Raw genomic sequence first — 22,729 nt, 5'->3', positions numbered from 1 at the left:
ATAGGCGTTTTAGTTTTTTATATTTAATGGTGGTCATGATGAACTGGCTCACTCTTTAGATTACATAAAATTGATTCAGCATGGCGGTTCGCTATGGTTTCCAATTGAATCGTTACGTGCTTTATGCCCTTATGTTCAAGATTATGTTCAATTTCACGTAAAATATGCTCGCTTTCTCCAATTGTTAGCTGGTCATCGACAACTGCATGGCAGGATAATGCATTTGTTCCGCTAGTTATCGTCCAAATATGAAGATCATGAATACTTTGCACACCTTCCGTTTGCTCTATTATTTGAATGATTTCCTGTACGTCGACATTTGAAGGTGTTCCTTCCATAAGAACATGGATAGCAGACTTTGTCACAAAATATCCACTACGTAGTACTAATAATGCAACAATAACACTGGCAAGAGGATCGGCCCAGCCCCAGCCGAAAAACATAATGACTAAGGCAGCAATGATGGCACCGACAGAGCCAAGCATATCACTAAGAACATGTAAAAATGCACCACGCTTGTTTAAATTGTCTTCCGTATCTCCACCACGCATCATAATCCAAGCAACTACTATATTAATTAACAAACCAATTACACTAATAATCAGCATACCTGTTGTTGCTACTTCAGGTGGATTTGCAAAACGCTCAATGGCTTCATAGAAAATAAATAACGCAATTAAAATTAATGTCACACCATTTAAGACAGCAGCTAATATTTCAAACCTTTTATAACCATATGTTTTACTAAAGCTAGCTGCTTTTTCTCCAAACATAAAAGCAAGAAGTGCAATGGCTAAAGAAATCGAATCACTTAACATATGTCCAGCATCCGATAAAAGCGCCAAACTATTTGTTAAGAATCCACCTATTGCTTCAACCACCATATAACTCGTGATAATGATAAAGGATAGTAAAAGCACTTTTTTATTCGCGCCATGTGTATGATCATGGCCGTGATCGTGATTATGCCCCATCGTTTTCCCCTCCAAATATTAATTAATACAATTAGTTGTGCGTAGCGTGTTCAATTGCTTGCTTCAATAAATTCATAATGTGGTCATCATCTTTTGAATAATATAAGCTTGTTCCTTCTCTCCTGAATTTTACTAATCGTAAATTTTTTAAAAATCGTAATTGATGCGATACTGTTGACTGACTTAAGTCTAATATTTCAGCAATGTCGTTAACCGAGTGCTCATCTGAACATAATAAATTTAAAATCCGTATTCTTGTTGGATCACTTAATGCTTTAAACGTTTGAGAAACAACAAATAGCGTTTCCTCATCTAAATGCTGGCCATTACCACTTTCTATTTCGCCCTGTTTAACTTGTTCATCCATTTTCCGTTCCTCCTATAGTTTATTTATATATGAGCATGTGTTCATATATAAATATATAGGGTTATTTTAGGAATGTCAATTCAAAGAAAAATACAAAACCTCACGCGCATGATACACTACTCTTAAGGAGAGATTTGAGTGGATATTTTTGAAAAAGACCGTATCTTTATGAACCAAGCTTTAGAAGAAGCAAAAAAAGCTGCTTTGCTTGGTGAGGTACCAATAGGGGCCGTTCTTGTATATGAAGGAGAAATTATTGCGCGCGCGTATAATCTACGTGAAACAACTCAAAATGCAACTACGCATGCCGAATTAATGGTAATTCAAGAAGCATGTAAAAAATTAGGTAGTTGGCGACTTGAACAAACAACACTTTATGTCACACTGGAACCTTGCCCTATGTGTGCAGGGGCCATTTTGCAGTCTCGAGTGCCGCGTGTTGTATACGGCGCACGGGATATAAAAGCTGGCTGTGTCGATTCACTCTATCATTTATTAAATGATGCGCGTTTCAACCATGAATGTGATGTAACGGAAGGTATTTTAGCTGAAGAATGCGGCCAAATTTTAACCGATTTTTTTAGAGCATTACGTGAACGAAAAAAAGCTGAAAAAAAAGCACGTAAAATGGCAGAATCTAGTGAGCCCCAATAAGTGGTGTTTATCAGAGTATTTGCTTTCAACATGAAAAGGTACCTCATAATTTATGGGGGTACCTTTTTCTTTTCTCTAATAATCGGTACAAATAAGGAAACAAGACCGAAATTATCCTTTTATCCGAAACTTTTCCATGCTTTAATCGTAATAGATATAGAGTAAATAAAACAACATGGGAGAGAGAACAATTGAAAAAATGGATGAAGAGATCAATTGCTTTAGTAGCGTCAGCTTCACTAATGGTACCTGCTGCTTCTGCCTATGCTACAGCACCAGAAAAAACAACAAAGCATACAGAAGTAGAGAAAAGTCTTATAGCTAGCAATAAGGAACAAGCATTAAAGTATGTCAAAAATGATAAGGAATGGATTAGTAAAGATACCATTATCGTCAAGCATACAGGTCTTGCTAAGAACGCACATAAAAACATTGGCTCAAAAGTAATACGATCTATTCCATCATTAGGATATGATGTAATCCAACTGAAAAAGGGAATTTCTTTAGAAAAAGCAGTTTCTTACTATGCAAAGCAAGACGGAGTTAAAAGTGTATCCCCAAGCTACGTGTATCATTCTTTTGCTAACGAAGCAGATCCAAAGAAAAAAGATATGTATCATCTAAACTTACTTCAAATGGATAAGGCACTAGAGTTAGCAGGTAATCATGAAGTAAAAGTAGCAGTTATTGATTCTGGTGTGGATTTTAAACACCCTGATTTAAAATCTCAAGTACTTCCACCGTATAATGCCGCAGCACCAGCCAATACCACTTATACTGGTGACCACGGAACACATGTAGCAGGCATTATTGGCGCAGCAAAAGATAATAATATTGGAGGACATGGCATTAATCCCAATGCTAAGCTTCTTCCAATTGATGTATTCAACGGAGAAGAAGGTGCCAATGATTTCGTCATTGCACAAGGTATTCTTTACGCCATTGAACAGGGCGCCGATGTTATTAACATGAGTCTTGGTGGTTATGGAGAATCTCCATTAATGAAAGACGCTGTTAAGCAAGCGATAGATAAAGGAATTACGATTGTAGCTGCAGCAGGAAATGAATCGACAGATGAATACTCTTTCCCTGCTTCTTACGAAGGTGTCATTAGCGTAGGTTCTACAAATGATATTAACAAACTATCAAGCTATTCAAACTATGGTCCATCGGTTGACGTGGTAGCACCAGGTGAGGAAATATACAGTACCGTTCATGATGAGAAAAAGGGATCGTCCTTTGTCAAATTTAGTGGTACATCAATGGCGGCTCCCGTTGTAGCAGGTGTTGCCTCCCTACTAAAATCAAAACATCCAAATTTAAAGCCTCATGAAGTAGAAGCTATTCTCGAAATGACCGCAAATAATCTAGGTGAGAAAGGCTATGACCTTACATATGGACATGGTCTTATCAACCCGGTGAAAGCATTACAGTTTAATGTCAATAATCTACCGAAAGAGTATTCAGAAACAACGGAAGAACGTATAAAAAACGCCAAAGTTCTTGCTAAGAATACATTGAATTCAGAAAAAGGTGAATTCAAACAACCAAACGAAAAAAAATGGTACAAGGTTGATTTAGATGCAAATGAATATGCTCAACTGACATTAAAAGGTGCAAACAAATACGATTATGCACTTGAATTGTATTTCTACCCTGCAGATAACAAAGAGGAAGTCGACCCAATCCATGTCAATGATGTGCGTGTAGGAAAGCAAGAGGGCTACCTATACAAAGCAGATCAAAAAGGAACACTGCTTGTTGGGGTTAAAGATTATAATGGCAGCTATAACTTAAATGGTGAGTCGAACTACGTATTCACTGCTCAAACAACGAAGGATTTACCAATTGATTCATTAGAGATGGACAAAAAGGAGAACATTCAACAGTTCCCATTCAGTACAAAAGGGAAAAACTATACCCTTCTTTCTAAAGATCAGCAAAGGGACCAAGATTATTTCACATTTTCAGTAAAAGAACCAACAACACTGCGATTTGATTTGTCTGGTATTCCAGGTGTTACAGCCTCTATGGAACTTTATCTAAAGGAAGACTTAGATGCTGTACCAGCAGAAAACGTTAATGATGAGGAAATGTATGAGGCCTATCCAATTCAAACAAGCTATAGCGCAGATAAAGGCGACGGAGTAAATCTTATTGTTGACGCTATTCCTGGGGCAGAATATGTATTAAACGTATCCAATCAGGGCAGTAGCGCTTTTTCACTTGATATGTTCTTTAGCGGCGGCATTGAAAATGAAGAAACGGTAAGTGAATCCATCATCCCTTATACTTTAAAGGGTGAAGTCGTTACCCTTCCTGAAGATGAAGACGGGTTACCTTTAAATGAGGGAATGCCAGAAGGTGATGTAGAAAATGAGCTTTTACCTTTAACTCAATATCAAGCAAAAAAAGACAATCAAATCAATGATATATTCAATATGTTTATGAATCCTGGTGCTATGGGAAATCCAGAAGACATAGCTCTAATTATGGGGCAAGCGGTTCCTTTTGATATTGGTCAGGATAAAAAAGCTTACTTCCAAACAGAATTTGATGAAGATTACTTCTTATTGAAGCCTAAAGAAGATGCCGTATATGGGTTCCAAGTTAAAAATGGCATGAATCAAATTCCAACTGGAACTATTTTTGAATATGATGAGGAAACAAATGAATTATTAGCAGTTTCTTCATTAAGTAATGATATGGGGCTACTAAGTTTACTTCTTGGCTCAACTAGTAACGCCAATGATGCAAAAGCAGTTGCGTTGAAAAAGGACAAAACTTATGTTGTAAAGGTAATGAATCAAGGTGCTCGCTCGGCTGAACCATATACTCTTAAAACAAGTAAATTAGCAGCTATCCCATCAGATTATAAAAGTGATAATAACACAACAATAAATGCTCAAGCGGTTCAACCTGGTACAATCTATCAAGATCATATCATTTATCAAGATGATATTGATTACTACTATTATAAACAACGAGGGCAAGATGAAATCATGAGCCTTCTTGTTTCTTCTGTGCCTATGACAAATGAACAGCTAAATCAATTACCTAAAGAGCTTCAAAATGCCTTTAAATTTTCTGGTTCTATAATTGAAGATACAAATGGCAACATGGAAATTGATCCAAAAGAATTGGAAACCGAAATTCAATTTGGACAAGGCAATAACATTATTGAACAATTACTCGGTATTTTTGGCACAACAGATGTTAATACCTCTTTTAAAGCGAAAAAGAATCATGGTTATTTTATTATTATTAACGGTATGAACCTTGGACAAGTATCCATTCATCCGTATACTTTAAGCATGTATAAACACAATCAGGTCGATGAAGATAAGGGTTCTGAGTTAATCAATGGTATACCAACAAAGCCATCTAAGCTTACGAAAAAAGAGAACAAATGGGTTGCTACGCAATATTTAAATGCTGGTGTTCCGTTTGGCGATAAAGACTATTTTGAATTAAATATTGATAGCAAACGCGATGTATTCTTCTCTCTACAAACAGAAAAAGCACTGGATGGTGTTATACGTATTATTGATGCAAAAGGAAAAACAGTGGGAACATTTGATCTTTACGGAGCTGACGATCCTGAAGTAGGTACAGTGGAATTGGACAAAGGAACTTACTATATTGAAGTAAGTGAAGTAAACGGCAAAGCTAGCACTCAACCATATACACTTGAAGTACAATAGGGTATAAATCACCTAAACACCGACACTTCTGTTGTCTGATTTAGGGCTGAAATAAAAGAGAAAAAGTGTTAGATTGACTGTAGTCAATCTAACACTTTTTTGCTATGCCGTTGTCGTCCGTAACGGTGATGCTTTCCGCTCAGCACAGTAAGTCGCAACCTCGCTAAGGCGTGGAATGTCCGCGTCTTACATTGTGTGCTGTTCCCGCAGGAGTCACAACCTCCGCTACCGACAACTCGTGAACAGTTCTAATTTTTAGTTGTTGCAAAAGCAAGAATAGCTAAGTTCTCTATATAGCAAAAATTTATGAACATCTTTCCACTGTTCCTTAAATTTTTTCGTTATGCCCCAACCTCTTTTTTGGTGTGGATGGTTTGAAGAATTTCACTAATTACTTCGGTGCAATAACTTTTTTGCCGCCCATATAAGGAACTAATACCTCTGGAATAACTACGCTTCCGTCAGCTTGCTGATAGTTTTCAAGGATGGCGGCCACTGTTCGACCAATGGCAAGACCTGAACCGTTTAATGTGTGGACGTATTCTGGTTTAGCATTTGGCTCACGGCGGAAGCGGATATTGGCACGACGCGCTTGGAAATCCTCAAAGTTTGAGCAAGAAGAAATTTCACGGTACATATTTTGCGCTGGAATCCATACTTCTAAATCATATTTTTTGGCAGCAGTGAAGCCTAAATCAGCTGTACACATTTTTAATTTACGATAAGGTAAGCCTAATAATTGCAATACTTTTTCAGCATGACCTGTTAATAATTCTAGCTGTTCATAAGATTCCTCTGGTTTCACAAAACGGACTAATTCTACTTTATTGAATTGGTGCTGACGAATTAAGCCACGTGTATCACGACCGGCAGAGCCCGCTTCTGAGCGGAAGCAAGCGCTATACGCTGCAAAGCCTTGTGGTAAAACTTCAATAGGTAGAATTTCATCACGATAGAAATTCGTCACAGGTACTTCTGCTGTTGGAATCATAAAGTAATCTGTATCATCTAGTTTAAATACATCTTCTTCAAACTTAGGAAGCTGACCTGTACCCGTTAAGCTATCTCGATTTACGATAACAGGTGGTAGCATTTCTTCATAGCCATGTTCTTCTGCATGTAAATCCATCATAAAGCTCATTAATGCACGTTCTAAACGAGCACCTAAACCACGATAGAATAAGAAACGACTGCCCGCTACTTTTGCTCCGCGTTCAAAATCTACAATTTGTAAATCTGTTGCGATATCCCAGTGTGCTTTAATATCAAAATCAAAAGTTGGTACTTCTCCCCACGTATATTCCACTACATTGTCGTCTTCCGTAGTACCGACTGGCACAGATTCATGTGGCACGTTTGGTAAACGCATCATCATATCTTTAAAACGGTCTTCTACTTCATTGAGTTGTGTATCTAACTCTTTAATTTCATCGCCAACTTGACGCATACGTGCGATGACTTCATCAGCATTTTCTTTATTACGTTTCATAACAGAAATTTGTTCAGATACTTTATTTCGTTCAGCTTTCAGTTCTTCTGCTTTCGCGATTAATTCGCGACGTTTTGTATCTAAAGCTTCAAAATCATCTAAGTTTCCTAAATCTTCGTTGCGTGTTAATAGCATTTCTTTAATTTCCGCGAAGTTATCACGGACGCGTTTAATATCTAACATCCTTCATACCTCCAGTAGTAGATTCATAAATGATGGGAATTTATAGATAAGATAGAACACAAAAAAGCCCTCATCCCATGAAAGGGACGAGAGCTACCCGCGTTGCCACCCTAATTGACCAGACAGATTGCCTAGTCCACTTATCTCATAACGGCATTTCAACCGGCGACAGCCTACTTCATTCACTTCGACTGCGCAACTCCAGGACGGATTCACAAGTGCTTTTATCAGCTTCCACCACCCGCTGACTCTCTAAAAAAAACGTGCTTGCTACTACTTCCCATCATCGTGTTCAATTATTTAAATTTTATCCATACTGTACTATATGAAACGACATTTTGCAAGTCACACCATAGTCGTCACAAAATATTTGACAATGCGCAAATCTGTCGTTAATTCAGGATGAAATGAACAGCCCAGTAAATGACCATCTCGCGCTAGCACAATTTTTCCGTCATGCTCCGCTAGCACTTCCACACCTTCCCCAACTGACACAATATGCGGTGCGCGTATAAAGACGGCTGGTATTGCTTCGCCAATCGCTTGGATATTTAAATTCGCTTCAAAGCTATCTACTTGACGTCCATATGAATTCCGAGCAACGACAACATCCATTACAGCTAAATGTGGATCATGGTCAACCACTTCTTTTGCCAATAATATCAACCCAGCACACGTGCCGAACATTGGTACGCCTTTTTGCGCAAGTAAGCGAATAGGTCCCATTAGTTCATAGCGATCAAGTAATTTGCGCATCGTTGTACTTTCTCCACCTGGTAATATGAGTCCATCAAGCCCTTCTAAATGCTCCTTATGCTTGACTAAAACCGTTTGACAACCAAGTGCCTCTAACATTCGTACATGCTCTCTAACAGCACCCTGTAATGCTAAAACACCCACTCTCTTCATATTACCAGCCTCGTTCTTGCATACGTTCACTTTGACTAAGCTGTGCAATATCAATACCTTTCATCGGCACACCTAGCTCTTTTGAAATTTCTGCAATCAATTTATAATCTTTATAATGCGTCGTTGCTTCCACAATGGCACGTGCAAATTTCTCAGGATTTTCTGATTTAAAAATACCAGAGCCGACAAATACTCCATCAGCACCTAACTCCATCATTAATGCTGCATCTGCTGGTGTCGCAACACCTCCTGCTGCAAAGTTTACAACCGGTAATCGACCAAGTTTTTTAATTTCTCGTAATAATTCAAATGGAGCACCCAGCAATTTTGCCTCAGTCATTAACTCATCTTCAGTCATCCCGACAACTTTTCGTACTTGGGCATTGACCTTACGAATATGGCGTACAGCCTCTACAATATTCCCTGTACCTGGCTCACCTTTCGTCCGTAGCATAGATGCCCCTTCACCGATACGACGAGCCGCTTCACCTAAATCGCGACAGCCGCATACAAATGGCACTGTATAGTCACTCTTCAATAAATGGTATTCCTCATCCGCTGGCGTTAACACTTCACTCTCATCAATATAATCAACCCCCATTGCCTCTAACACGCGAGCTTCGACGATATGACCAATACGTGCTTTCGCCATAACAGGAATTGTGACAGCCGCCATAACTTCCTCTACAATACGAGGATCTGCCATGCGTGCCACTCCTCCTGCCTTTCGTATATCTGAAGGCACTCGCTCTAATGCCATCACAGCCACAGCACCCGCTGCTTCAGCAATTTTCGCCTGCTCCGCATTAATGACATCCATAATGACGCCACCCTTTTGCATTTCCGCCATCCCACGTTTTACTAATTCTGTTCCTGTTTGCTTCATTCTTTTCTACCTCCACCTTTGTGATGAAATTTAGTATAATAGAAATTGACCATATCAAAATATTCAGTTTATAAAATAATTATAAGGTCAGGTGGGAAATCGAACATGGATATGCTTTTATTTCAGCTTGAAAAAAACGGTGAAAAACCGCTATACGATCAGCTTTACAGCGGTATTAAAGAAGCGATTATTACAAAGAAAATTACGGTCGGAGAAAAATTACCTTCGAAGCGAAAATTGGCAGATTTTTTGAATATTTCTCAAACAACAATCGAAATTGCCTATGCACAATTACTGGCAGAAGGTTATATAATATCGAAATCTCGGGTCGGTTATTTTGTAGAGGATATTGATGAACTACCTTATATTCAACAAGACACATCTATGCTACTAAAAGAGCAACCTCGGAAAAAAACATATGCCATTGATTTTAATCCTGGTTCCATAGATATTGATGCCTTCCCATTTCAAACGTGGCGAAAATATGCAAAAGAACTTTTTGATGATGCCTCCAAAGAATTATTATTGACAGGGGAACCACAAGGAGAATTAGCGTTACGTACGGAGATTGCAAATTACTTATATCAGTCGCGCGGCGTTGTTTGTAGCCCAGAGCAAATTGTCATTGGTTCAGGTACAGAACAACTGCTTCCGATGATTTTGCGTCTTTTCAGCGAAGACACTTGCTTTGCACTCGAAAACCCTGGTTATCCGACCGTGCATCGGATGTTTTTACAACACAAGCGACAGGTTTGTCCAATTGCAGTAGATGATGAAGGTATCCTTATCCATGAACTGGAAAAAACAGCTGCTAATGTTGTTTATATCACGCCGTCGCACCAATTCCCTACTGGTGCTGTCTTGTCTGCCACAAGGCGCGCACAAGCTTTAAATTGGGCGGCTCAAAGTCCATCACGATATATCATTGAAGATGATTATGATTCGGAATTTCGTTATACTGGAAAACCAATTCCCGCGCTACAAGCTTTAGATCGCAATGAGAAAGTTATCTATATGAGTACTTTTACCAAATCCTTAATGCCTTCCTTGCGAGTCGCCTATTTTGTACTACCACCTAAGCTACTTACTACTTATAATGATGTCTTTAATTATTATTCATCAACAGTACCAAGGTTCGATCAGCACATTGTAGCTAATTTCATGAGAGACGGACATTTTTCAAAACATTTAAATCGTATGCGAAAAGTATATCGAAAAAAGCATGAGAAGCTCACGACGATATTAGAAAATTATTCTACTCAAATAAAAATCACTGGGGAGCAGGCTGGTATGCATATCTTGCTCAATGTGCAACATGATTTATCTGAGCAACAATTACAGCACAGTGCCAATGATGCAGGTATCGGTATCTATCCATTATCAGCTTATCGTCTTGATGAAAATACGACCACACAAGCTCAATTTTTACTCGGCTTTGGCGGTATTCCTGTGCACAAGATTGAATCATCCATTGAGAAGTTAATGAATTGCTGGGCAATACAAACGAAACAACCATCTTCATCACGATTCAAGTGACGAGATGGTTGTGCTTTTTTAATTTTCTTTTAGTTGAATGTTGTATTGCTTAAACCATGTATCAATCTGTCCCAAATAAGCTAAAAGTTGTGGCCCCGCCATTAATTGTCCATACCAAGGTTCTTTAAATGAACTTCCTCCAGAGTCAATTAACTCCACTAGTTTTTGTCGTTCAAAAAATTCATGAAGAACTGAATGTTTATCGCTCATAATTTCTGTTAACCATTTTTGAACACCTGCTGTATATACCGGATGATAGGTTTTTGGATAAGGATTCTTTTTTCGGTATAATACTTCCTCTGGCAATAAATGCGCCATCGCCTTACGAAGCAAACCTTTTTCCATGCCGTCTAAATTTTTCATTTCCCAAGGAATATTCCATGCATATTCCACAAGCCGATGGTCTGCGAATGGCACACGCACCTCAAGACTCGCCCCCATACTCATGCGGTCTTTCCGTTCTAGCAAAGTCTGCATAAACCATACCATGTTTAAATAAAACATTTCACGATGTTGCGCTGCATCTGTGCTTTCCCCTTCTAAATAAGGTACTTCACCAATCGTTTGTTCATAAACATGCTGCGCATAATTTTCAACAGCTAACTTTGTACGCCATTCCTCGCGTAACATAGCTGTTCTTTCGGGTAATGAACGAATCCAAGGGAAACCAGTCGTTCTTTCTTTGAACCATGGATAACCACCGAATATTTCATCGGCACATTCCCCTGATAAAGCAACCGTAAAATCTCTTTTTATTTCTCGGCAAAACCATAGTAAGGATGAGTCAACATCAGCCATACCAGGTGCATCTCTTACAAAGACCGCTTCTTTCAACAAGTCAATTAACTGTTGTTGGCTAATTTGCTCCGCATGATGTGTTGTATCAAACGAGTCTTTCATTTTTTGTATCCAATAGGTATCCGTTGAATTTTGAAAAGCATGCGGATTAAAGAAACGTTCATTGTCCTCATAGTCGATAGAGTACGTGTGGAGTTTACCTTTCTTTTGTTGTTGAAAGTTGTTTGCTGCTATTCCAGTAATAATGCTGGAATCAAGCCCTCCAGAAAGGAATGTACAGATTGGTACATCTGAGACTAGTTGACGCTCAATAGCATCGGTTAGTAAATACCGTACATGGTCAATCGTCTCTTCTAATGATTCTTCATGTTTTTTGCTTTGAAGCTGCCAGTATTGCCATATACGTAATCCCTCTTTTGAATACCGCATTGCGTATCCTGGTCGTAGTTCATGAATATTATGGAACAACGACTTTCCGGGCGGTTTAGATGGTCCTACAGCCATGATTGTCGCAAGACCTTCCCTATTAACAAACGGTTGGACTGCTGGATGTGCAAATAATGCCTTGACCTCCGATGCAAATAGTAATCCTTCTTGTTGTTCAGTGTAATACAGAGGCTTTACACCTAGACGATCACGACACAGAAAGAGCGATGCCGTTTGTTCATCCCACACACCAAATGCAAAAATGCCATTTAGATAATTCACACACTGTTCTTTCCACTCAATATACGCAGTTAACAATACTTCTGTATCTGACTGGGTTGTAAAGACGTACCCTCTTGTTTGCAGTTCTTTACGCAATTCTTCGGTATTATACAGTTCGCCATTATATGTAATGACATATGTTACGCCATCATGTTTTTTTACCATTGGTTGCTTGCCACCTATTAAGTCAATGACCGCTAACCGTCGGTGGCCAAATGCGATATGTTCATTACACCAAATATTTTCATCATCTGGTCCCCGTTTACTTAATGTTTGCGCCATTAACTTCACAATGCTCTCGCTTGTTCGTAAATCTCTTTTAAAACTAGCCCACCCGGTAATTCCACACATTTAGCCACATCCTTTCGCCTATTAGCGTATGCACATTGACTGTAAAACGTGAAAAAAGAACACGCTATGTTTTTACAAACATAAACGTGTTCTTACTAGTTAGTTTTTAAAATAATCCACCAACAAAATCAGTAATGCCACCCCATAAGTTTCCGAAGAAGTTACCGATACCTTGGAAGAATAGAGAAATACCGCTAGCACGTTCTACAGACGCTGTTGTCACGACATCAGATGTAAACTCTTTACCATCAATAAAGCCGTAATCTTTGCCTTCTGTGCGCTCTATAACGACCTTCCCTACTACTGTATCTTTCTTAACTTTAGCTTCAAGGCTTTTTTTATCTAAAACTAATTTAGGTTGGTATAAATCCTTTTCAGAAGATTTCACCATAAATGAAATTGGTTCTTTCACAGCAATAGCTACTTTGTCTTCTTGCCCTTTAGTTACTTTCACAGTCTTTTGGTCTTTAAACTTATAGTTTGCTGGAATAATTTCATGTTTTGTAAATTGCGTGAAGCCATAATTAAATAACTTAGCCGTAGCATCAAAACGTGCTTTATAAGAGCCTTCTCCTTTTGCATCGACAGCTTTCATTACGACTGCAATTAGACGCGTCCCATTGCGTTCTGCAGTACCAGTGAAGCAATGTCCTGCAAAGTTAGTAGTACCTGTTTTTAGGCCATCTACGCCTTCATACTGGAATACTAGACCTGGTAACATAAAGTTCCAGTTTGACATTTCAATTGCGTCATCTGTTCCTTCACGGAATGTCTTTTTTGTTATTTTAGATGTCTCTAAAACCTTTGGATGATCTTTTAATAAATGATAGGCTAATTTTGCTACAGATTTAGCAGGCATTACATTCTCATCTTCTGGACCAGTACCTGCTGGCTGCATACCAAATAAATCAGCATTGTTAAGACCGGAAGCATTTACAAACTTATAGCCTTCAAGGCCAAGCTCTTCTGCCTTTTTATTCATTAGTTTTAAAAACTCAGTTTCAGTACCAGCAATTGTTTCTGCAATTGCCACTGTAGCTGCATTAGCAGAGTAGATAGCCATTGCCTCATATAGTTCACGAATTGTATATGATCCGTCTCTTCGTAACGGTACATTACTTAATGCACGGTTTTGAGACATACGATACGTATAATCCGTCACATGATATTCCTGATCCCATTTCACCGTACCTGCATCAATTGCGTCCAGTAGTAGGTACTCGGTCATCATCTTCGTCATACTAGCGATACCTAGTGAAGTATCTGCATTTTGTTCATATAAAATTTTCCCTGAATCTGCGTCTATTAAAATCGCAGCGTCAACCGTTAACCCTAAATCTGTTTCTGCATTTGCTTTTGCAGGAACACCTGCAAATATACTAAATAATAGAACAGGAATTAGGAGCAAACGTAATACGGTGTTCGTTGTTTTTTTCACCTTTATTGCCCTCCAAAAAATAATCTTGTCCTCGACATTTTATCATAGATATCCTAGTAGGTGCGCAATCTATCTCATAAAAAATGCCCTCGTATCATCTTTTTAGACGATACGAGAGCATAAAAGTTGCTTGAAATATATTACATTGAATAGTTTGGTGATTCTTTTGTAATTTGAACATCATGTGGATGTGATTCACGAAGACCTGCACCTGTCATACGGACAAACTGAGCGTTGTCACGTAAATATTCAAGGTTAGGCGCACCACAATAACCCATACCTGCTCGAATACCACCAATCAATTGATAAACTGTATCTGCTAGAGGTCCTTTATAAGGAAGTCGACCTTCAATACCCTCTGGTACTAATTTTTTTGCATCTTCTTGGAAATAACGATCTTTTGAACCTTTTTCCATTGCGCCAATAGAACCCATACCACGGTAAACTTTGAAGCGACGACCTTGGAAAATTTCAGTATCTCCTGGAGATTCAGAAGTACCTGCAAGAAGTGAGCCAAGCATTACGATATTACCGCCTGCAGCAAGAGCTTTTACGATGTCTCCAGAGTATTTAATACCACCATCAGCAATAATTGTTTTACCTAATTCACGCGCTACTGTAGCACAATCATAAATGGCAGTAATTTGAGGTACACCTACACCTGCAACAACTCGAGTTGTACAAATTGATCCTGGTCCAATACCAACCTTCACTACATCTGCACCAGCTTCAAACAATGCACGTGCTCCCTCTCCAGTTGCCACGTTACCAGCAATAATTTCTAATTCTGGGTAAGCTTCACGGATAGAACGGATTGTTTGTAGTACACCCTCTGAGTGACCGTGGGCTGTATCGATTACTACGATATCAACCTGTGCTTCAACAAGCTTCTCAATGCGAATCATTGTATCTTTAGATACGCCTACAGCTGCTCCTACTAATAAACGACCATGTACATCTTTTGCAGCATTCGGGAACTCAATTACTTTTTCGATATCCTTAATTGTAATTAAACCAGTTAACTTACCTTCTTCATCTACAATAGGAAGTTTTTCGATTTTATATTGTTGAAGAATCTTTTCCGCATCCTCTAAAGTCGTTCCAACAGGAGCCGTAATCAAATCTTCTTTTGTCATTACATCTTCAATTTTTAAAGAGTAGTCAGAAATAAAACGTAAATCACGATTTGTAATAATTCCTACTAGCTTTTGGTTTTCCATACTATCCACAATTGGTACACCTGAAATTCGGTATTTACCCATTAAATGTTCAGCATCAAAAACTTGGTGAGTCGGAGTTAAGAAGAATGGGTTTGTAATAACACCATTTTCAGAACGTTTTACTTTTTCAACTTGTTCCGCTTGCTCATCTATGCCCATATTTTTATGGATAATACCGATACCACCTTGACGTGCCATAGCAATAGCCATCTTAGATTCTGTAACTGTATCCATACCTGCACTGACCATTGGAATATTTAATTTAATCTTTGGTGTAAGTTGAACTGATAAATCAACATCTTTCGGTAGTACTTCTGAATGAGCTGGTACTAATAATACATCATCAAAAGTTAAACCTTCTTTGGCAAATTTAGATTCCCACATTTTCGTAACTTCCTCCTATAGTTAAAAGAATATTAATTGTAAGATTAACAACGTGTCATGCTACTGTCAAGAAACTTATAAAAGAAAGACAATTCAGATTTTTTAGTTTGTCCAAACTTATACCTAATTATTCATTTTTAAAACCAATTTTCTATATTTAATGCAGAAATATCTCTTTTTTAAAATATTTTTCTCCTAAATAATCAGCTACCTAGAAAAAATTAAACCCCCAAATCATTAATCAGATAATTAATAGTTAGCATATTTATTTTCACTTAGTTTCTCACACAATATGCAAAAATAATAGCACAAAAGGGCTCATAAGAACGCTTACAATTTTATTGAAATCGTTTTCTAAAGCTAAAAATAGACAAAAAACAGCCAGCAATTTGCTGACTGCTTTGTGTGCCTAGCGACGTCCTACTCTCACAGGGGGAAGCCCCCAACTACCATCGGCGCTAAAGAGCTTAACTTCCGTGTTCGGTATGGGAACGGGTGTGACCTCTTTGCCATCATCACTAGACTATATTCGACCTCCAATACACGGCGTATTACTGTGTCTTGAAGCTCTCTTTTTAGAAAGGTTGTTCTTTCAAAACTGGATAAACGGTTCATTGAATGTTTCAAACTTTTTGGTTAAGTCCTCGATCGATTAGTATTCGTCAGCTCCATGTGTCACCACACTTCCACCTCGAACCTATCTACCTCATCGTCTTTGAGGGATCTTACTTACTTGCGTAATGGGAAATCTCATCTTGAGGGGGGCTTCATGCTTAGATGCTTTCAGCACTTATCCCGTCCACACATAGCTACCCAGCGATGCCTTTGGCAAGACAACTGGTACACCAGCGGTGTGTCCATCCCGGTCCTCTCGTACTAAGGACAGCTCCTCTCAAATTTCCTACGCCCACGACGGATAGGGACCGAACTGTCTCACGACGTTCTGAACCCAGCTCGCGTACCGCTTTAATGGGCGAACAGCCCAACCCTTGGGACCGACTACAGCCCCAGGATGCGATGAGCCGACATCGAGGTGCCAAACCTCCCCGTCGATGTGGACTCTTGGGGGAGATAAGCCTGTTATCCCCGGGGTAGCTTTTATCCGTTGAGCGATGGCCCTTCCATGCGGAACCACCGGATCACTAAGCCCGTCTTTCGACCCTGCTCGACTTGTAGGTCTCGCAGTCAAGCTCCCTTGTGCCTTTACACTCTACGAATGATTTCCAACCATTCTGAGGGAACCTTTGGGCGCCTCCGTTACCTTTTAGGAGGCGACCGCCCCAGTCAAACTGTCCGCCTGACACTGTCTCCTGCCCCGCTAAGGGGCATGGGTTAGAATTTCAATACAACCAGGGTAGTATCCCACCGACGCCTCCTTCGAAGCTGGCGCTCCGAGATCTCTGGCTCCTACCTATCCTGTACAAGTTGTACCAAAATTCAATATCAGGCTACAGTAAAGCTCCACGGGGTCTTTCCGTCCTGTCGCGGGTAACCTGCATCTTCACAGGTACTATAATTTCACCGAGTCTCTCGTTGAGACAGTGCCCAGATCGTTACGCCTTTCGTGCGGGTCGGAACTTACCCGACAAGGAATTTCGCTACCTTAGGACCGTTATAGTTACGGCCGCCGTTTACTGGGGCTTCAATTCGCAGCTTCGCTTGCGCTAACCACTCCTCTTAACCTTCCAGCACCGGGCAGGCGTCAGCCCCTATACGTCACCTTACGGTTTTGCAGAGACCTGTGTTTTTGCTAAACAGTCGCCTGGGCCTATTCACTGCGGCTCTCATGCGCTTGCACGCTCAAGAGCACCCCTTCTCCCGAAGTTACGGGGTCATTTTGCCGAGTTCCTTAACGAGAGTTCTCTCGCACACCTTAGGATTCTCTCCTCGACTACCTGTGTCGGTTTGCGGTACGGGCACCTCTCACCTCGATAGAGGCTTTTCTTGGCAGTGTGAAATCAGGAACTTCGTCCATACGGACTCGCCATCACAGCTCAACGTTACAGTGTGCGGATTTGCCTACACACACGCCTTACTGCTTGGACGCGCACAACCAACGGCGCGCTTACCCTATCCTACTGCGTCCCCCCATTTCTCAAACGGTGAGGAGGTGGTACAGGAATATCAACCTGTTGTCCATCGCCTACGCCTATCGGCCTCGGCTTAGGTCCCGACTAACCCTGAGCGGACGAGCCTTCCTCAGGAAACCTTAGTCATACGGTGGACGGGATTCTCACCCGTCTTTCGCTACTCATACCGGCATTCTCACTTCTAAGCGCTCCACCAGTCCTTCCGGTCTGACTTCAACGCACTTAGAACGCTCTCCTACCACTGACATCGTAGATGTCAATCCACAGCTTCGGTGAATCGTTTAGCCCCGATACATTTTCGGCGCAGCGTCACTCGACCAGTGAGCTATTACGCACTCTTTAAATGATGGCTGCTTCTAAGCCAACATCCTGGTTGTCTGTGCAACGCCACATCCTTTTCCACTTAACGATTACTTTGGGACCTTAGCTGGTGGTCTGGGCTGTTTCCCTTTTGACTACGGATCTTATCACTCGCAGTCTGACTCCCGTGTATAAATATCTGGCATTCGGAGTTTGTCTGAATTCGGTAAACCGGGATGGCCCCCTAGTCCAAACAGTGCTCTACCTCCAGTATTCTCATCACGAGGCTAGCCCTAAAGCTATTTCGGAGAGAACCAGCTATCTCCAAGTTCGATTGGAATTTCTCCGCTACCCACACCTCATCCCCGCACTTTTCAACGTGCGTGGGTTCGGGCCTCCAGTAAGTGTTACCTCACCTTCACCCTGGACATGGGTAGATCACCTGGTTTCGGGTCTACGACCACGTACTAATTCGCCCTATTCAGACTCGCTTTCGCTGCGGCTCCGCCTTCTAAAGCTTAACCTCGCACGTAATCGTAACTCGCCGGTTCATTCTACAAAAGGCACGCTATCACCCATTAACGGGCTCTAACTACTTGTAGGCACACGGTTTCAGGATCTCTTTCACTCCCCTCCCGGGGTGCTTTTCACCTTTCCCTCACGGTACTGGTTCACTATCGGTCACTAGGTAGTATTTAGCCTTGGGAGATGGTCCTCCCGGATTCCGACGGAATTTCACGTGTTCCGCCGTACTCAGGATCCACTCTGGAGGGAATAAACTTTCGACTACAGGGCTTTTACCTGCTCTGGCGGACCTTTCCAAGTCGCTTCATCTAACTCATTCCTTTGTAACTCCGTATAGAGTGTCCTACAACCCCAAGAGGCAAGCCTCTTGGTTTGGGCTCTTCCCGTTTCGCTCGCCGCTACTCAGGGAATCGATTTTTCTTTCTCTTCCTCCAGGTACTTAGATGTTTCAGTTCCCTGGGTCTGCCTTCAAGACGCTATGTATTCACGTCAAGATACTACGCGATTAAACGTAGTGGGTTCCCCCATTCGGAAATCTCCGGATCAAAGCTCACTTACAGCTCCCCGAAGCATATCGGTGTTAGTGCCGTCCTTCTTCGGCTCCTAGTGCCAAGGCATTCGCCGTGCGCCCTTAATAACTTAACCTAGTTATTAAGCCTAAAAACTTAATTTAAAAAATAAATGTGTTTGTTACAATTTCAATGTCGTTTTATCCAGTTTTCAAAGAACAAGTTTTGAAGTATTTCATCGTAATGATGAACCTTCAAAACTGAACGCAAAACGTAATCTTACAAACCCAAGGTTTGTATTCCGAAAATATCCTTAGAAAGGAGGTGATCCAGCCGCACCTTCCGATACGGCTACCTTGTTACGACTTCACCCCAATCATCTATCCCACCTTCGGCGGCTGGCTCCAAAAGGTTACCTCACCGACTTCGGGTGTTACAAACTCTCGTGGTGTGACGGGCGGTGTGTACAAGGCCCGGGAACGTATTCACCGCGGCATGCTGATCCGCGATTACTAGCGATTCCGGCTTCATGTAGGCGAGTTGCAGCCTACAATCCGAACTGAGAACGACTTTATCGGATTAGCTCCCTCTCGCGAGTTGGCAACCGTTTGTATCGTCCATTGTAGCACGTGTGTAGCCCAGGTCATAAGGGGCATGATGATTTGACGTCATCCCCACCTTCCTCCGGTTTGTCACCGGCAGTCACCTTAGAGTGCCCAACTAAATGATGGCAACTAAGATCAAGGGTTGCGCTCGTTGCGGGACTTAACCCAACATCTCACGACACGAGCTGACGACAACCATGCACCACCTGTCACCGTTGTCCCCGAAGGGAAAACCATATCTCTACAGTGGTCAACGGGATGTCAAGACCTGGTAAGGTTCTTCGCGTTGCTTCGAATTAAACCACATGCTCCACCGCTTGTGCGGGCCCCCGTCAATTCCTTTGAGTTTCAGTCTTGCGACCGTACTCCCCAGGCGGAGTGCTTAATGCGTTAGCTGCAGCACTAAGGGGCGGAAACCCCCTAACACTTAGCACTCATCGTTTACGGCGTGGACTACCAGGGTATCTAATCCTGTTTGCTCCCCACGCTTTCGCGCCTCAGTGTCAGTTACAGACCAGATAGTCGCCTTCGCCACTGGTGTTCCTCCAAATCTCTACGCATTTCACCGCTACACTTGGAATTCCACTATCCTCTTCTGCACTCAAGTCTCCCAGTTTCCAATGACCCTCCACGGTTGAGCCGTGGGCTTTCACATCAGACTTAAGAAACCACCTGCGCGCGCTTTACGCCCAATAATTCCGGACAACGCTTGCCACCTACGTATTACCGCGGCTGCTGGCACGTAGTTAGCCGTGGCTTTCTAATAAGGTACCGTCAAGGTACAGCCAGTTACTACTGTACTTGTTCTTCCCTTACAACAGAGTTTTACGAACCGAAATCCTTCTTCACTCACGCGGCGTTGCTCCATCAGGCTTTCGCCCATTGTGGAAGATTCCCTACTGCTGCCTCCCGTAGGAGTCTGGGCCGTGTCTCAGTCCCAGTGTGGCCGATCACCCTCTCAGGTCGGCTACGCATCGTCGCCTTGGTGAGCCGTTACCTCACCAACTAGCTAATGCGCCGCGGGCCCATCCTATAGCGACAGCCGAGACCGTCTTTCAGTATTGTCCCATGAGGGACAATAGATTATTCGGTATTAGCCCCGGTTTCCCGGAGTTATCCCAAACTATAAGGTAGGTTGCCCACGTGTTACTCACCCGTCCGCCGCTAACGTCAAAGGAGCAAGCTCCTTCTCTGTTCGCTCGACTTGCATGTATTAGGCACGCCGCCAGCGTTCGTCCTGAGCCAGGATCAAACTCTCCATAAAAGAAATTTGATTAGCTCAAATTGTTTTGCTGGCATCAATTTTGATGTCCAAAATTTTGTTTCGTTCACTAACGAAGTTAGCTAGTAAAAACTATATTGATTACGTTTTGCTTGTTCAGTTTTCAAGGTTCATTTCGTTAACTGTTTTAAAAGAGTTAACTTTTATATAATAACATGTTTCTGAAATAATGTCAAACATTTTTTTGTTTTTATTTTTTCTTAACTACATGTTGTAACAGCAACTTTTATATAATAACATCTAGTTTTTGAAAAGTCAACAGTTTTTATTATTTTTTTTAAAAACTACTACATTCTAAATCTCGGCCAAGTTTTTAAAAATTGAAGAGTACGATTTCTACCTATCTCTAGCAATGTTTCTTTAGTCTCTTCATTTAAATCAAATTGTGTGGCGCTATAATCATCTACTGGAATAAAAACAATATCCCTTTCGTGTCTTCTTGAAATATACCTTTCATCATGTGCCCCTTTCATAGTAGCAAATAACGCTTCAAATAAATTCAAGCCATTCTTTATCTCTTGTGGACATTGTTCTTCACTACTTCTACTTAGTTTAAGACCAAGTACAGGTCGCTTTTTACGCCCTTCTTTGTCATCAAATATCCATAAAGGAAAATTACTTAGTACGCCTCCATCAACAATGACAGACTCCCCCCTTCCTGTTTTTAATGTAACTGGTTCAAAAAAGAACGGAATGCCACAGCTCATACGTAACGCACAAGCAACAGAAAAATTATTGGCATCAATTTGATATTTGTGTAAATCATCTGGTAAAACAATAATTCTGCCATTCGATAAATCGGATGCTACTAATTTTAATGAACCTTTAGGTAAATCGGAAAAAGTATAAACCCCTTTATCCGCTAATTTTTGAAAAAACCATTTTTCTAATGCTTTCCCTTTATACAACCCTAAATGGTTATAAACATTAATCCATTTCATAAACGGTAATGGTAGAAATGTTTTTCGAGGATCTAATAATGAAGGTACATCTAATTCTTCAAGTATACATTCAATTTCCTTTCCACTATAACCAGCAGCAATAAAAGCAGCTAATATTGCTCCAGCACTTGTTCCTGCAACTCGTTTAAAGTGAAAATTTTCAGCTTCTAATACTTGATACGCTCCAACCAAAGCAAAGCCTTTCAATCCTCCACCAGAAAAAACCCCATCAATCCACAAAATTCCCTCTCCTTTTTTAAGTAATCGTTATATTATAGAAAATTATCAAAGAGATTAGAACTTTAAAAAATGAATTCTGTCGAACTAACTGGATTATTAGATTGTTTACGTAAACATTAAAAATACATAATAAAAAAATAGAACGCCTGTCAGTATAAATCTCAATCTTAAATAAATAAGTAATACTTCAATATCTGCATGTATTCAATTAATATTCTCATATCGAATATTCAAACCTCCAGCTTTCAAGCCCGTCTTAAGTAACTCATATGTTTTATAATTAAAACATGCCATATAGTCACTAGAATGCCCTTAACGGGCTTTAAAATTGCAAAAATAGTATATTGCCAGCATCTACACTTTCTAATTCTTCTATTGATACTTTGTTAAAATTTAAAATGCTTAATAATGAATTATGATTTTCCTTTTTAAAAAAATAACGAGAACCTATAAAAATAATAGATTCTCGTTATTGCTCAAAATAAAAAAACAGCCAGCAATTTGCTGACTGCTTTGTGTGCCTAGCGACGTCCTACTCTCACAGGGGGAAGCCCCCAACTACCATCGGCGCTAAAGAGCTTAACTTCCGTGTTCGGTATGGGAACGGGTGTGACCTCTTTGCCATCATCACTAGAC

The 22,729-nt window shown here is 40.6% G+C and carries 12 protein-coding genes, 4 rRNA genes and 1 other annotated feature; of the genes, 3 read left to right on the top strand and 13 right to left on the bottom strand.

The genetic code is table 11. From position 1 onward, the window contains the following. Positions 1-23: 23 nt before the first annotated feature. Together MHH88_RS00135 and MHH88_RS00130 are read right to left on the bottom strand one after the other, a co-directional pair. Positions 24-974 (bottom strand): cation diffusion facilitator family transporter, encoded by a 951-nt coding sequence (locus tag MHH88_RS00135; RefSeq protein WP_339260802.1) that lies wholly within the window; start codon positions 972-974, stop codon positions 24-26. A 31-nt stretch (positions 975-1,005) separates the two neighbouring features. After that, complete coding sequence (locus tag MHH88_RS00130; protein WP_069511033.1) at positions 1,006-1,341, bottom strand: metalloregulator ArsR/SmtB family transcription factor; 336 nt, start codon at positions 1,339-1,341, stop codon at positions 1,006-1,008. A 138-nt stretch (positions 1,342-1,479) separates the two neighbouring features. Between MHH88_RS00130 and tadA the strand changes: the two genes are divergently transcribed. Beyond that, entirely contained in the window at positions 1,480-1,995 is a 516-nt protein-coding gene (gene tadA / locus MHH88_RS00125; protein ID WP_339260800.1) for a tRNA adenosine(34) deaminase TadA, read from the top strand. A gap of 191 nt (positions 1,996-2,186) precedes the next feature. After that, positions 2,187-5,699 carry a S8 family peptidase gene (locus MHH88_RS00120; RefSeq protein WP_339260798.1) on the top strand — a complete coding sequence of 1,171 codons (3,513 nt, stop codon included), beginning with the start codon at positions 2,187-2,189 and terminating at the stop codon, positions 5,697-5,699. Between the two features lie 391 nt (positions 5,700-6,090). Here the strand turns inward: MHH88_RS00120 and serS are convergent, their stop codons facing one another. From serS to pdxS, 3 genes are all read right to left on the bottom strand, one after another. Continuing rightward, positions 6,091-7,371, bottom strand: a complete 1,281-nt coding sequence (gene serS / locus MHH88_RS00115) for a serine--tRNA ligase (RefSeq protein WP_107897521.1) — start codon at positions 7,369-7,371, stop codon at positions 6,091-6,093. Between the two features lie 79 nt (positions 7,372-7,450). Further along, positions 7,451-7,667: a binding site (T-box leader), on the bottom strand. A 49-nt stretch (positions 7,668-7,716) separates the two neighbouring features. Then, positions 7,717-8,280, bottom strand: a complete 564-nt coding sequence (pdxT, locus tag MHH88_RS00110; RefSeq protein ID WP_339260793.1) for a pyridoxal 5'-phosphate synthase glutaminase subunit PdxT — start codon at positions 8,278-8,280, stop codon at positions 7,717-7,719. Between the two features lies 1 nt (position 8,281). Next, positions 8,282-9,166 (bottom strand): pyridoxal 5'-phosphate synthase lyase subunit PdxS, encoded by an 885-nt coding sequence (gene pdxS / locus MHH88_RS00105; protein ID WP_024362936.1) that lies wholly within the window; start codon positions 9,164-9,166, stop codon positions 8,282-8,284. Positions 9,167-9,271: 105 nt separating this feature from the next. On the opposite strand from pdxS, the gene MHH88_RS00100 reads away from it, so the two are divergent. After that, on the top strand, positions 9,272-10,702 hold the full coding sequence (locus tag MHH88_RS00100; protein ID WP_339260791.1) for a PLP-dependent aminotransferase family protein: 1,431 nt from the start codon (positions 9,272-9,274) through the stop codon (positions 10,700-10,702). Between the two features lie 18 nt (positions 10,703-10,720). Here MHH88_RS00100 and asnB read toward each other — a convergent pair whose 3' ends face one another. From asnB to rrf (MHH88_RS00060), 8 genes are all read right to left on the bottom strand, one after another. Further along, a complete protein-coding gene (gene asnB, locus MHH88_RS00095) occupies positions 10,721-12,559 on the bottom strand; it encodes an asparagine synthase (glutamine-hydrolyzing) (protein ID WP_339260789.1) in 1,839 nt (612 codons plus the stop codon). Between the two features lie 106 nt (positions 12,560-12,665). After that, complete coding sequence (locus tag MHH88_RS00090; RefSeq protein WP_339260787.1) at positions 12,666-13,997, bottom strand: D-alanyl-D-alanine carboxypeptidase family protein; 1,332 nt, start codon at positions 13,995-13,997, stop codon at positions 12,666-12,668. A 140-nt stretch (positions 13,998-14,137) separates the two neighbouring features. Next, a complete protein-coding gene (gene guaB / locus MHH88_RS00085; RefSeq protein ID WP_024362932.1) occupies positions 14,138-15,601 on the bottom strand; it encodes an IMP dehydrogenase in 1,464 nt (487 codons plus the stop codon). A gap of 407 nt (positions 15,602-16,008) precedes the next feature. After that, positions 16,009-16,124: ribosomal RNA gene (rrf, locus tag MHH88_RS00080) — 5S ribosomal RNA — on the bottom strand. A 109-nt stretch (positions 16,125-16,233) separates the two neighbouring features. Then, positions 16,234-19,161, bottom strand: a 23S ribosomal RNA gene (locus MHH88_RS00075). Positions 19,162-19,342: 181 nt separating this feature from the next. After that, a 16S ribosomal RNA gene (locus MHH88_RS00070) occupies positions 19,343-20,894 on the bottom strand. A gap of 305 nt (positions 20,895-21,199) precedes the next feature. Continuing rightward, positions 21,200-22,093, bottom strand: coding sequence for a patatin-like phospholipase family protein (locus MHH88_RS00065; protein ID WP_069512206.1), 894 nt, complete (start codon positions 22,091-22,093; stop codon positions 21,200-21,202). Positions 22,094-22,612: 519 nt separating this feature from the next. Continuing rightward, positions 22,613-22,728 (bottom strand): 5S ribosomal RNA (gene rrf, locus MHH88_RS00060). Together the 16S, 23S and 5S rRNA genes form the textbook arrangement of a ribosomal RNA operon. Position 22,729 lies beyond the last annotated feature (1 nt).

The sequence above is a fragment of the Lysinibacillus sp. FSL K6-3209 genome (assembly GCF_037976175.1).
GTDB lineage: Bacteria > Bacillota > Bacilli > Bacillales_A > Planococcaceae > Lysinibacillus > Lysinibacillus sphaericus_D.
Note: the sequence above shows the minus strand (reverse complement) of the source record. Positions and strands in the feature narration are given on the sequence as shown.